The sequence below is a fragment of the Chryseobacterium sp. UF-290 genome, from assembly GCF_058245615.1.
On the sequence record NZ_JBSICB010000001.1, the window covers coordinates 179875 to 193465 of the forward strand.

At 37.8% G+C, this 13591-nt stretch carries 14 protein-coding genes; 5 read left to right on the forward strand and 9 right to left on the reverse strand.

Going from position 1 to position 13591, the window contains the following annotated elements:
• Positions 1-302 precede the first annotated feature (302 nt).
• The 4 genes from AC4IF5_RS00770 to AC4IF5_RS00785 form a co-directional block, all read right to left on the reverse strand.
• The gene (locus tag AC4IF5_RS00770) at positions 303-1895 is read right to left on the reverse strand and encodes an MFS transporter (RefSeq protein WP_490730740.1); all 1593 of its coding nucleotides are present in this window, start codon (positions 1893-1895) and stop codon (positions 303-305) included.
• Between the two features lie 95 nt (positions 1896-1990).
• Positions 1991-3109: an HlyD family secretion protein gene (locus AC4IF5_RS00775; RefSeq protein WP_490730741.1), complete on the reverse strand. Its 1119-nt coding sequence runs from the start codon at positions 3107-3109 to the stop codon at positions 1991-1993.
• Positions 3110-3134: 25 nt separating this feature from the next.
• Complete coding sequence (locus AC4IF5_RS00780; protein ID WP_490730742.1) at positions 3135-4445, reverse strand: TolC family protein; 1311 nt, start codon at positions 4443-4445, stop codon at positions 3135-3137.
• 89 nt (positions 4446-4534) lie between these two features.
• On the reverse strand, positions 4535-5380 hold the full coding sequence (locus tag AC4IF5_RS00785) for a helix-turn-helix domain-containing protein (RefSeq protein WP_490730743.1): 846 nt from the start codon (positions 5378-5380) through the stop codon (positions 4535-4537).
• A gap of 73 nt (positions 5381-5453) precedes the next feature.
• Between AC4IF5_RS00785 and AC4IF5_RS00790 the strand changes: the two genes are divergently transcribed.
• Both AC4IF5_RS00790 and AC4IF5_RS00795 read left to right on the forward strand, forming a co-directional pair.
• Positions 5454-5927 carry an Mpo1 family 2-hydroxy fatty acid dioxygenase gene (locus tag AC4IF5_RS00790; RefSeq protein ID WP_490730744.1) on the forward strand — a complete coding sequence of 158 codons (474 nt, stop codon included), beginning with the start codon at positions 5454-5456 and terminating at the stop codon, positions 5925-5927.
• A 231-nt stretch (positions 5928-6158) separates the two neighbouring features.
• Complete coding sequence (locus tag AC4IF5_RS00795; protein ID WP_490730745.1) at positions 6159-7040, forward strand: DUF4349 domain-containing protein; 882 nt, start codon at positions 6159-6161, stop codon at positions 7038-7040.
• Positions 7041-7091: 51 nt separating this feature from the next.
• Here AC4IF5_RS00795 and AC4IF5_RS00800 read toward each other — a convergent pair whose 3' ends face one another.
• The 5 genes from AC4IF5_RS00800 to dnaA form a co-directional block, all read right to left on the reverse strand.
• Positions 7092-7469 carry a hypothetical protein gene (locus tag AC4IF5_RS00800; protein ID WP_490730746.1) on the reverse strand — a complete coding sequence of 126 codons (378 nt, stop codon included), beginning with the start codon at positions 7467-7469 and terminating at the stop codon, positions 7092-7094.
• Positions 7470-7704: 235 nt separating this feature from the next.
• Positions 7705-8403: an SAM-dependent methyltransferase gene (locus AC4IF5_RS00805; protein ID WP_490730747.1), complete on the reverse strand. Its 699-nt coding sequence runs from the start codon at positions 8401-8403 to the stop codon at positions 7705-7707.
• A 4-nt stretch (positions 8404-8407) separates the two neighbouring features.
• Positions 8408-8908, reverse strand: coding sequence for a Cif family virulence factor (locus AC4IF5_RS00810; protein ID WP_490730748.1), 501 nt, complete (start codon positions 8906-8908; stop codon positions 8408-8410).
• 5 nt (positions 8909-8913) lie between these two features.
• Entirely contained in the window at positions 8914-9363 is a 450-nt protein-coding gene (locus AC4IF5_RS00815; RefSeq protein ID WP_490730749.1) for a low molecular weight protein-tyrosine-phosphatase, read from the reverse strand.
• Between the two features lie 124 nt (positions 9364-9487).
• Positions 9488-10942, reverse strand: a complete 1455-nt coding sequence (dnaA, locus tag AC4IF5_RS00820) for a chromosomal replication initiator protein DnaA (RefSeq protein WP_490730750.1) — start codon at positions 10940-10942, stop codon at positions 9488-9490.
• Positions 10943-11078: 136 nt separating this feature from the next.
• Here dnaA and AC4IF5_RS00825 point away from each other — a divergent pair, with 136 nt between their 5' ends.
• The 3 genes from AC4IF5_RS00825 to AC4IF5_RS00835 all read left to right on the forward strand — a co-directional run bounded on the left by AC4IF5_RS00825 (position 11079) and on the right by AC4IF5_RS00835 (position 13590).
• Positions 11079-11486: an acyl-CoA thioesterase gene (locus tag AC4IF5_RS00825; protein WP_490730751.1), complete on the forward strand. Its 408-nt coding sequence runs from the start codon at positions 11079-11081 to the stop codon at positions 11484-11486.
• A gap of 185 nt (positions 11487-11671) precedes the next feature.
• Entirely contained in the window at positions 11672-12520 is an 849-nt protein-coding gene (pheA, locus tag AC4IF5_RS00830; RefSeq protein ID WP_490730752.1) for a prephenate dehydratase, read from the forward strand.
• 359 nt (positions 12521-12879) lie between these two features.
• A complete protein-coding gene (locus tag AC4IF5_RS00835; RefSeq protein ID WP_490730753.1) occupies positions 12880-13590 on the forward strand; it encodes a hypothetical protein in 711 nt (236 codons plus the stop codon).
• The last annotated feature ends 1 nt before the right edge of the window (position 13591 follow it).

Consider the following 13591-nt stretch of genomic DNA (forward strand, 5'->3'; position numbering starts at 1 on the left):
TATAGAGCCTGTTTAAATTTGTATTAAAATATTATTTCTCGCTGATTTTTCAAATCTCGCTGATTTGATTTACGAATAATTATCTGCTGAATCGGGAAAATCAGTGGGAAAATAAAAAATAAAACGTTAAATTAATCAGACAAAATTTTAGCAATTAAATTTAAACAGGCTTATAAAGTCTTTCATGATTTATAGAAAGCAATAAAACAAACTTAAAATTTATATCATTATCCTTTTAAAGCGTAAAATCCCGGCCTTTATATAAGGACCAGGATTTTACTAGTGAAAAACAAGGTTATTTTTTATACTGCAGGTCCGGCTGCATCTTTTATCTCTTCCAATAGCTGTTTTCTTTCACGGAGTCTTCTTCTTGCAATAACGGATTTACCTCCCAGTACTCTCACAAATCTGAAATACCGGAATCGTTTTGCACCAAAATGGTGCGTTAAAACATAGAACAATACTCCAAAACCAACCAGAATAATATATCCGAATATCTTTTTGGTAGCTATAATAATCGCATTAAGCTGAATCGCCTTCATATTAGCGGCAACATTCTGAGGACTAACTGTCATTCCGTCCATATAAACAGCAAGATCCCCTATCGCAGTAACCTGAAAACGATACTGGAACCATGAATATAAGGTCGAAAAGATACCAACTGCCAGGAACGTTCTCCAAACCAGTACAAGTCCGATGGCCGCAAGCATTTCATCCATTTCAAGTTTGTCCAGCGTATAGAACCATACAGAAATAAATAATGAGCACATCCCATAGCCTTTTAAAAACATAGGCAAATACCAATTGTCATAACTGAACTCCAGCACCATGGAAAAATACATAATGACCGCATAGCCCATCATCCCGGCAAACCCCGAAAAAATATACATTTTCAAAGGTTTTTCTTTTTTAAACCAGAATATGGCAATGACACCGGCTACAATAATTCCGGGAATCATCATCACACTAAGCTTTGCATTCGTCAGCTGATCATATCCCAATACTCCTACTGCAAAGGTATTCTGAATAGAAGCTGTACCTAAAAACATTCCCAGCCAAAACAACATAAACAAGCCATGCTGTACATTGTTCTTTGTAAAGATTTTGAATGAAAGATAAGGTCTCTTTAACGTTAACTGGCGTATTGAAAGCAGAGCAAAACTTACAAAAGCCGCAATGCTCGCATTGATGATGTTCTTCGAATTCAGCCAATCCTGCTGTCTTCCGAATGAATATACATAAGCCGAAAACATAAATGTGGATATGAAAAGAAGGATGCTTAGCCAGTCGATATAATGTAAAGGAACCTTCAATGCAAAGTATTTATCATGCATAAAGACCCAATGTATCAACGCCAGTATAAAGCATAAAACCGAAGTGAAAAGGTAAAATTGCTGCCAGTTGTAAAGAAGGGAAAACTCGGCGGAATAATACACCGCAACCTGGTTCATCACCAATACAAATGTATAGAATACTCCATAGAACATTCCACGGTTTCCGATCATTACCATCAGTGGCAGAAATAGCTCAATGGTTACCATCATCTTCAGAAACCCGATAAGCAGGGACGTAAATACAAAGATCATGGGCTGTAAGGTCGTTCCATTCACATAGCTCAGCAATCCCAGGAGCATCAACAGCAATACCATTTTATCTCTTACCTTGAATCTCATCTTAAATCTGAGAACAACAGGCATACAGGCTCCCATTCCAATCGTGGTGGCATAATTCGCCCACATAAAATATTCTGTCAGCGCTCCGGTACCACTCACCAAATGGCTGATATTTCCCGTATACACCCCACCGAGAGGCATCACTACTGCAAGCAGCAATACGATCAGCAGCAGCTGTACGGGTTTGGGTACCCAATCGCTATATAATCCTTTGTTGTACATGGTAGAGAAATTAGAAGTTAGAGATTAGAAGTTAGAGCTGGAAGCTTTCAGCATAAATATTCCTAATCTTTAAATCTTTCAATTTTTTAAATTTTTTAATTCTGATTGATATTCACATTCATATTCATTCCCGCGCTCAGCTTATCCAGAGCTTCTTTTTTATTGGAAGCGGTAAACTCTATTCTTACAGGAATTCTCTGCTGTACTTTGATAAAGTTTCCTGTAGAGTTATCTGTCGGCACGTTTGAATATCTTGATCCTGTCGCTGCTGAGACAGCTGTGACAACTCCTTCAAACTTCTGTCCGCCTAAAGCATCAGCCGTCATGGTCATTTTCTCTCCTACTTTAATATTCGGCATCTGGCTTTCAAGGAAGTTTGCGGTTACCCATTTCTGACCGTTCAGCACGATAGTGGCAACCTGCTGCCCCGGCTGGATCAACTGTCCTTCAGAAATTGTCCTCCTTCCCATTACTCCATCATAAGGTGCCGTAATGACCGTATAAGAAAGGTTGATCCTTGCCATATCCAGTGCAGATTTAGTTCTTTTGATCTCTGCGTCATTGACCCCCAGTCTGCTTTTTACCTCAGTAGTAGAAAGATTAGCCGATTGCTTTTGATTAACCAACGTTTCATAAGCCGCTTTTTGAGCATCATACTCGGTTTTTACCTGATCATATTGCTGTCTTGTTACTGCTTCTGCCGCCAAAAGGTTTTTATATCTGTTTAAATTCTGTTCAGCATTCCAAAGCCTTGCCTTTGCACCGGCAATATTGGATTCCATTACATTGATATTATTGGAAACCGTATTTACTGAAGAGCTTGTCGCTGTTTTCTGGGCTATTGCATTTTGATAGGCTGCTTCAGCCTGTCCAAGCTGGGTCAGAATTTCACGTTCATCCAGAATCACCAGGGTATCTCCTTTTTTTACTCTTTGGTGCTCAATAAATTTAATTTCTTTGATATAAGCGGAAACCCTGGTATTGATCGGGTTGATAAATTCTTCAACCTGGGCTGCTTCTGTATACGTTTTGTTTCCGATATGGAAATATTCACGGATCAGCCAGAATAATCCGAAGCCGATCACCAGAAAAACGACGATATTGGAAATGATCGCTCTGGTCTTGTTGGTCTTATTTTTCTTTTTATTGCCGTCTCCGCCTGGTCTTGCCGGAGCCTGGGCTGTATTTTGAGTGGTTTGTTCCTTGTTTTCCATTGTGTTGATTTTCAGTTTTAAAAAATTAAAGTGTTCCGGTAGATTTCAAAAGGTTATAATATTGATACAAAACATTGATCTCAGCATTCGCATAATCCAGTTCTGACTGAAGTTTCTGATTCTGAGCATCAATCATTTCTGCCTGCACGGCCAGCTGGTTCAGATATTTGGCTTCAGTAATCTTGTAGTTTTCTTCAGCCAGCCTTTTGGAATCATTCAGTATCTCTGCCTGCTGGATGGCCTCCTGATACTTTGTATAGGCGGCATTTACCCCCATATCTACATTCTGCTGCACCAGAGTCATCGCATCATTGGCCTGTGTCTTTTGCAGCTCACCTAATTTTACTTTTTCTTTTGTTCTGTACAGATTATCAATATTGTAACTAAGAGAAACTCCTGTCTGCCATCCTCCTGAATACATATCTAAAACAGGATTCCTCGTAGTAACAGGTCTTTGTAAAGTATACCCTCCAAATCCTGCCACTGTAGGCATATTATCTGTTTTTACAATTTCAATATTTTTATCAGCTACATCTATATTTTTCCTGGCAGATTTCAGCAAAGGATTGCTTTCATGGGCAAGACTGGCATAATATTCCATTCCGATACCTGATTCTTTGTTCTCTAAACTTTCAGTAGGAATAATCTCCGTATCGGTGGATAAACCTAACGCAATACTTAAATTATAATTAAGGATCTTTCTATTGTTTGAAAGCGTCAGGATTCCCTGGTCCAGGTTTTTAATAGCCAGTTCGCCACGGATGACCTCGTTTCTGGTCACCATTCCCTGCTGATAGAACTTCTGGATATTTTTGAGCCGTTCCTGAGCCAGATTTTTATTATTCCGGAACACCTCTTCCTGGTTCATAATCTTATACACATCCAGATAATTTGAAATCACTAAAAATTTCACATCCTGCTTGTTCTTTTCCAGATCCAGCTCAGAAAGCTGCTCTCGAAGTCCTGCCATTTCGATAGATTTATTTACCAGTCCTCCTTTGAAGATCAGTTGAGTGGCCTGTACAGCATATGAGCTGCCGTAATGTGGCATCGGAACTTTTGTTGAATTTGAAAAATCTTTATCGATCGCTACAGCATCCCCCAAATAGAACTGGCTTGTAGAAGCCGTAATGGCAGGCAGCTTCTGAAGCTTTGCAATATTGATATTCTGTTTGGCTATATCAATATTCTGTGCAGAGACTTTTAGCTGCTGATGATTTTGAATGGCCAGTTCGGCCACCTCACCTGCGGTCATCTGCTTGATCTGTTGCGAAAAAAACAGCGCAGGAAAAGCTGCTATCACAAGTGATAGTGCTGTTTTTATTTTCTTTGTCATTTTACCTTGTTTTACAGATGCAAAGTTAGGTGAACAACAAAATCAATCAAATGTTTGATTTTTGGAAAAAGATGTCCAAATGTAATATTTTAGTTCTCGAACTGATTTCTGTACTGTGTAGGGCTGACTTCCAGATGCTTCTTAAAAAAGTGAGAAAATGAGTATTGATCACTGAAACCAAGAATAGAAGAAATCTCCGAAACCGGCTTATTAGAAGAGTTTAGAAGCACTTTCGCCTCATTGATTACAATTAAAGCAATGATCTGGCTGGCAGACTTACCCGTGATCGCCTTTACCACCGATGAAAGATGTCTGGTTGTAATTGATTGCCGCTCAGCATAAAATTCTACGGTCCTTTCTGTAAGATGATATTCGGAAAGGTCCGTAAGAAATACGAATACGATCTCTTCCTGTCTGGACATCTGATTCATAGAATTATTATCCTCTTTGGAAATAATTCCTGCCATCTGGTAGCAGAATACAGAGAAGAGATGCTCTACCATTTCTTTTTTATAAAGCATTTCCGTATCAGAATCCAATATATATTTAAGGAAATTTACGCTTTTCCAGACCACTTCCATCTCATTTTCAGGAAAGGGTACGCCTTTATTCATCTGCTGTCTGAAATAACGGTACGTAATAAGACGGTTAAACTTTAATGATAAAGCGGAGATAAATTCTCTTTTATAGGAAACCATCCGGGATTGAAAGTCGTCAGTCACCGATACTACCTCATAGATGGTCTGCGGGTCGGTGACCATAAACATATTGGCGGAAACCTCCAGATCGCTGAAGTGCTGGCGAAGCTTTATGGTTCCTGATTTAATAAAGATAAAGGCCGGATTTTCAGGACGGAAAGGCTTATCAACAGCAATTCTCTCGAAAATATTACGTTGTGTAAAAATCTCAACTCCGAACTTTTCTAAGGCAGACATAGCACAAATGTAAGCAATCTTACCAGTGATTACAAAATTTTATTATTTTAGCATTTATCAAATTCCCGCTGCCATGAGAAAGGTTGATTTATTATTTGCGGAATATAGCAAGAGCCATAGAAACGCAACCAACAAATTGATTCACTGGATCTGTGTACCTTTGATTTTCTGGACCATTCTAGGATTTGTATCCCTTATTCCGGCTCCTCACCTCTGCATTTCTTATTTCGGATGCATCAGTATTGTAAGCATCATTACAGTAATTCTTATTACGCTGTTTTACCTGAGATTATCCCTACTCATAAGCGTTATCATGGTTGTGTTGACACTATTAGCGGAACATTCCATCTATCTCATCAATATTCATTTCGAAAGACAATCCTGGATGATCTACCTATCGGTCTTCATTATCACATGGATTTTGCAGTCTATTGGGCATAAGATTGAAGGAAAAAAGCCATCATTCCTTCAGTATCTTCAATTCTTACTGATTGGGCCGATCTGGCTGTTAAGCTTTATTCTGAAAAAGGCCGGAATCAGGTATTGATTCTCAAAATAGCCTTCAATCTGTCTGTTATTTCTTCTATAATATTTTATTCAGCCATTCCTTATCCGCTCAATAGATCCGGGAAGCATAATTTTTTTTGAAAAATAAAAGAAATTCAGGATTTCAGTAGTTTTTTACCTCGTAAAAATCTTTTTTATCATATTCCATGTACTTAATTTACATTTTATCGGTTTTAAGCACACTTTTTGATAATATCCATAAAAAAACTGTATGAAAACTATACTTTTACCTTTATTCTGTCTTATTCTTATCAATTGCAATAAATCAGGAGTTGCCCGGCATGAAGCAGTATTTGAATTGGCTGAGCCTTATTCAAACAAAGCTCCCGTTGCTGATATTCCTCCTCCGTCTGCAGTCAGTGAAAAAAGTTCTGCTGACCAAGGTATCTCCAGTACAGCCAACAGTGCACCAAGGAAAACAGATACTATTTCTAAAAAGATTATCAGAAACGGGGATATGAGAATTCAGGTGGGAGATATTAAAAAAGCTCAGGGCCTTATCGATGATATTTTAAAAAAGAACAATGCCTATATCCAGAAAGAAGATTTTCAAAATACAGATATGAATGAAAACCTTAATCTGACCATAAGGGTTCCTCATAAGAATTTTGATGCGCTGGTGAATTCTTTTTCAGACGGTGTAGGATCTGTTCTCTCCAAGAGCATATCATCTAATGATGTAACCGAAGAATATACTGATGTTTCTATAAAACTGGCCAACAAAAAGATCTATCTTGAAAAATACAGAGACATGCTTAAAAGTGCCGCTACTACAAAAGATATGCTGGAAATTCAGGAAAATATCCGTGAGCTGGAAGACGAGATCGATGTATCTGAAGGCAGGCTTCGTTTTATTGATGACCGGGTGAATTTCAGTACCATGAATTTAAGCTTATACAAAGAAAAAGTAAGAAGTTCAGCTACTTCAAAAATTGGTTTTGGAAGCCGCTTTGTCGATTCCCTGACTGAAGGATGGAATAGTTTTGTAAGCTTTTTCCTCGGTATGATTTCATTATGGCCATTCTTTTTATTGCTTCCTGTGGTTGTCTTTCTTTGGAGAAAATGGAAGGGTAGAAAAAGGAATAAAAATTAATAGTAAAACTCCGGGCATCTGCGATGCCCGGAGTTTTACTATTATAATAACTTAACTATTAAAATGATCTTTTACTGTTTCCAGTACTTTTTCTTCTGTCATCTGCTGGGATGTTCCCAATGTGATTTTCAGATCCCTGAACTGAGCGGTATCATGAAGGAAATGCTTCAGCTCTTCCTGCATAACTCCCGGACCTGTAATGAATACTTCCTGAGAATTTGTCAGTAAACGTTCAATTTCTTTAAAAAACTTATTCCGATTGGTGATCTCAGCATTGTTACCTGCATTTTCACTGGAATTACCATGCTGAATTTCTGCTTTTACAGGTTTGCACAGGGAAAATTCAGAAACATTCTGAGCATCATGATTTTTAGCTACAACAGCTTTCTCTGTATCAATCCAGATTCCTGCTAATTTCTTGTCAGACATAATTGTATTATTTTAAGTGATATCTGGTGAAAAACAAGAATAGTGCAATAAGGATGTTAAGGGGTGTTAAATGTTTTGGAAAGCAAAAAGGTGAAAGGGTAAAGAAAGCGAAGAAAGCTGAGAAGGCAAATAAGCAAATCCGCTATTTTGCTGTTTACTGTTTTGCTGTTTATAATTAACAATGTTTTTTCTTTGCTTCCTTCACTTTCTCAGCTTTCTTTGCTTTAAAATAAAATTATTTCCCCAATACGAATACTGCCGGAATCTTATGAAGTTCCGGTTTTTGCTTTTGCCAGTCTTTTATTGTTTTTGTTTTGATGAATTCGTGCTCCGGATCATTGATATTAGCAGCAATACAGAGCTTTGTATTCGGTGATAAAAACTTACACAGGTCTTCAAAAAGCTGATTATTCCTGTACGGCGTTTCCATAAAGATCTGTGAATATCCGGTTTTCTGAACCCAACCTTCCAGATTTATGATCTGTTTCTTCTTCTCTCCTTTATCGATCGGAAGATATCCGTGGAAGGTAAATTCCTGGCCATTGAAACCACTGGAGATCAAAGCAAGAATAATGGATGAGGGTCCTGAAATCGGGATTACCCTGATATTTTTTTCGTGGCACCATTTTACCATAAGATTCCCCGGATCTGCAATACAAGGCAAGCCTGCTTCTGACAATAATCCGAAATCCTGTCCTTTCAGCATCAGTTCCTGGGCTTCTCTGATATCCGCATTTTCTGTGTATTTATCCAATAAAAACAGCTTCAGGTCGGCCTGCTTTTTTTCAGGAGCAAAGAATTTCACTACTTTTCTGGCTGTTTTTTCATTCTCCACAAAGAAATAATCCGTCTGCATGATATAATCCTTTATAACAGGTGAGAAATGGTTAATAGAGGTATTTTCTGATAAATAAGCAGGGAGTAAAAAAAGCATTGTATTATTTTTTAGTTCTTTCGTTTAATGAGGGTTGTGAGAAATATTCTGTAAGATCCATGGAAAAGGTAACAGAAGTGATTTTCCAGACACCGTTGATCTTCATCAGGGTCCAGATTTCTTTTCCCCAGTTTTCCATTTTGCCATTATACCAAAAGCTGTAATCGAAATTGGCAGAAGCGATTGCTCCATCTTCAACGATCTTAATATTGTCAAATTTTTCTTCAGATTTGTCATCTTTAAAACTTCTGATAAAAGCTTTATAATCATCTGCAAAGTAATATTCCGCCTTAGGGTTTTTGTCCAGACGTCTGGCCTGTGTTCTGTCTTTGTAAATCCCCGTCCAGAGTACAGGTTCCTGAAATAAGGATAGAAATTTGGCTTCATCCCTGGTTTTAATGCATCCCATAAAATCATCCATTACTTTACGGATCTCTATTTCATCTTTGGTTTGGGCAAAAGAGAAACTAAAGCTTAACAGAAACAATAACATTAGTTTTTTCATAATTATTATTCTTGTATTTGGTTTTTTATGGCTTCACATCCTTTATCTAAAAGCTGGAAGACCTCTTCGAAATCTTTCAGATCTCCCCAATACGGATCAGGAACCTCTGCATTTTTATGATCTCCCGATACTTCAAGAAACAATGAAACTTTTTGACGCTCTTCTTCATTTTCAGCCTTAGAAATCACATCTTCAAATACATCAATATCCATGCAGTAAATCTTGTCAAAAGTCTCAAAATCGGCCCTGGTAATAGGTCTTGATCTTTGTCCGGATATGTTGATACCATGGTTTGCCGCTGTTTTAACAGCTCTTTTATCAGGATGCTCGCCTTCATGCATGGAGATGGTTCCTGCAGAATCTACAACGAAACCTTCCGGCAATTTTGTTTTCATAATTCCTTCTGCTAAAGGGCTTCTGCATATATTTCCAAGGCAGACCATCAATATTTTCATATTCTTTTATTTAAAGGCAGACCAAAAGTATAAAGATTCTAAGGTCTTACATCACAAAACTAAATAAAAAATGAAGAATACATCGATTCTTCATTTCATTTTATTTTGGCTTAACGGTGATAGCTTATTGTTTGATTCTTTCCGTAAGATCTTTAACGTATTTCTTGATCTCTTTATCAATTTTTGATACATCCTTGATGGTATCGCACGCATACATTACCGTAGAGTGATCTTTTCCTCCCATTTCTTCACCGATCTTAGTAAATGTAGAATTGGTGAATGCTTTGGAGAAATACATGGCAAGCTGTCTTGGTAATGCAATCTCTCTTTTTCTTGTCTTTGATAAAAGCTGCTCTTTTTTGATACCAAAATATTCACATACCACATCCTGAATATAAGGAATATTGATCACTTTTTTCTGGTTTGCGGCAATCCTGTTAATCGTTTCCTTCAGCAATTCAAGGCTCAGGTCTCTCTTATATACTGTAGAGTAAGCGATCACAGAGTTGATAACCCCTATCAGTTCTCTTACATTGGTCTTTGCTTCAGCAGCTAAGAAGTCAAGCATATCATCAGGAAGAACAATTCCGTCTCTGCTTAGTTTATCTTCAATGATCTGTCTTCTTGTAGACAAATCAGGAGATTTGATCTCTGCAGAAAGACCCCATTTGAAACGGGAAACAATTCTGTCCTGAATATCCATAATATCCGCCGGAGCTTTATCTGAAGTAAGAATAATCTGCTTTCCGTTCTGATGCAGATGATCAAAGATATGGAAGAAACTGTCCTGTGTAGCTGATTTCCCTGACAGGAACTGAATATCATCGATAATCAGCACATCCACCATTTGATAGAAATTCGCGAATTCTGTCTGCTTGTGAGCTTTAGCAGCTGAAATAAACTGCTGAATGAACTTTTCTGAAGACAAATACAAAACTACTTTGTCCGGAAACTGGTTTTTCACTTCAAGACCTACAGCCTGACCCAAGTGGGTTTTTCCTACTCCATACCCTCCATATAAGAATAACGGGTTAAAAGCTGTTGCCCCTGGTCTTTTGGCAATGGATCTTGCTACAGTGGCTGCAAATTTATTGCTTTCCCCTTCCACATAACTATCAAAAGAATAGTCAGGCTTCAGGTTAGAATCTATGTTTACTTTTCTTATTCCAGGAACCACAAAAGGGTTTACAATATTAGCTGAGAATCCTTGTGGCATTGTTTCCTGTGTTTTAGGAGTAGGAACGCTCTGTCCCTTCATATTCATGGTAACCGGCTTTTCTTCACCTTTGGGTCTGTTTTCCATTACAGAATACCATAATTTCACTCCTTTTCCTATATTTTTCTTCAGGGCAGCAGAAAGTAAGGACAGGTAATTGTCCTCAATATATTCCTTATAAAAATCACTCGGTACGATAAGCGTAAGGTTATTAGCGACCAATGAAAGCGGCTGTACCTTATCAAATAACATATCGAAAGATTTTTCAAGTTTTTTCAGGTCAGAATTATCTTCAGCTGCGTTCAAGTTATCACGCATAAACTGAAGGCACTTCTGCCATATCATCATTAAATTGTCATCCATTTTTTATGCCCTGATTATTCTTTGTTTGTACTGTTTTTAGAAGGAAGACAAAGGTCCAATTTTTTCTTTTTAAAAAAAAATTTTGCAGGTATTGATTATTTAAAAATATATTTGTATGTATAATTTAGCACTCAAAATGATACACACAAAACACTCAATACGAGTACGTTACGCAGAAACAGATCCTATGAAATATGTATACTACGGCAACTATGCCGAGTACTTCGAGATAGGCCGGGTTGAGCTCTTCAGAAGCATAGGTATTTCATACGATGAAATTGAAAACCAAGGAATTTGGCTTCCTGTTTCAGAGTATAAAATTAAGTATATCCGGCCAGCTTTGTATGATCAAAAATTAGAAATTCATACCTATGTAAAAAAAATTCCGGGAGTAAGAATTGAATTTGAATATGAAATTTACAATGAAGAGCATATTAAAATAACGGAAGCTTCCACTACCCTCTTCTTCCTTGATGCCAAAACGAATAAGGTCATCAAATGTCCGGATTTTTTGATGGACATGATTGAGGCGAATTGGAAGTAAGGAAGTAGGGATTGGGGGAGAGAGCCAAGATTCAAGAACCAAGAACCAAGACAAGAGATTTAGAGATTTGAGAAGAGGACCGCATAACCGGCAATTTTAGCCCCTGAACCTTAAACTTTAACGTTGTTTGTGAATTAATTCGCACCTTTGTACTTTTATTGATCACACCTTATAATTACTAATTTATGAAGATTGCTTTTTTGGGACCCCATGCCAGTTTCACACAGCTTGCCGCTGCACAGCTTTTCCCGGATGAGGAGCTTTTGCCACAAGCCAGTATTCTGGATTGCTTCAATGCAGTGGAAAGCGGAGAAACATTGAAAGCCGTGGTTCCCCTGGAAAATTCTATTGAAGGAACCGTTTCTATGACACTGGATTATTTATATAAAACCCCCTCCATCAAGATCGAGGCAGAAGCGGTAATGCCCATTGTACACCACCTGATGATCCATCCTGAGAATTCCATAGAAGAGATTGAAAGAATATACTCTCACCCTCAGGCTTTAGCGCAAAGCTTCCATTTCCTAGACACCCATTATAAAGAAATTCCCAAGCAGGATTTCTCCTCTACAGCAGCAGCAGCAAAATATATTTCCGAAAACAAGGAGAGTAAAATTGCCGCAGTAGCCAATCAGTTTGCAGCCAATTTATATGGATTAAACATCATCAACCGAAATATCCAGGATTTTGAGCAGAACCATACCCGGTTTATCATCATTTCAAAGCAGCAGAACAAATACGATAACAGCCAGCTGGAAACTTTAGGAGAGAAATCAGGCATGCTGATTACCCTTCCGGAAGATCATCCGGGTGGACTGCATCAGGTCCTTTCAGTATTTGCCTGGAGAAAGATGAACCTCAGCAAAATCGAATCAAGAACCTTAAAAACAGGATTGGGTAATTATTTCTTCTTTATTAATGTTGAAGGGAAATGGGAAGACATTCTTCATGGAAATGCTCTTAAGGAACTAGAATCCATCAATGCAGATGTTGACTTTCTGGGAAATTATAAAGAATTTCTTTTAGAAAGCTAAAACAGAGCAATAGCCCCACTCAAAATTAACACTGTCTTTTACGACAGTGTTTTTTTATGGATAAATGCCGCAAAATATCTAATCCTGTCATAATCAATACTTGGCCAATATCAGCTTATATGTGATCAAAAACCCCCTTACACAGAAGGAAGAATTATTTCTCATAATACCTCCTGATCCTGGCACAAACCTCAAAAACAACATACTAAATTGTAATCAAATTATGAAATAATATAAATCAAAATACAAACATATATTTAAAAATATTACACCATATTATGATTAAAATTAAAAATTTCACAATGAAGGGTATAATTTTTGTTGTATATTTGCTTAGCAACTAATTAAAAATATTGATCATGAAAACTAAAATCTACAGTCTACTGTTAGCTTGTGCGACCTTACCTTTATTTTCGCAAGTTGGTATCAATACCGCTAACCCGTTAGCAACCCTGGATGTGAACGGAACATTGAAAGTTCGTGACACTCCTCAAGCAACTGCATTACCTGGATTTCAAATTTTAGCGCTTAATCAGGGAGATGCGGCTGTTTACATGATGGACCCTCAATTATTAATAGCTGCCTCTGGAGCCAATACCAGCGTATATTCAGCCAAAAAAAGCTCAGGCATCAGCCTTCTTAGTGTAGGCGTTTTCCCTTCAGCCTTCCAGCCTGTCAATTTTTTAGCAACAGACCGAACGATAGGTAGTGGCACTTTATTTACAGATGCTGACGGCTCTTATAATATACCATCTACAGGTGTCTATGCTGTTGGATTTGCATTCAGATATGGAACAGGGCTGCAGGCATCTTTATTATCCGGAGCTCCGGGTATCGGAATAGCCAGAACCAGATCGGGAGTATCTACTATAATAGACAGTCGTCCCTTCAGTGGTGTCAATCTTGCACTGGCCATTAACCTGACTCTTTCTGATTCCAGCATCAATTCCCTGTATTCATTCCAGCAAGATGATAAAATATCTTTCGGACTTGTAGATTCAGGGAATATTAGTGTAGGATTATTAGGATCCAGCATCGCATCGTTCTACATTTACAAAGTATCAAACTAGT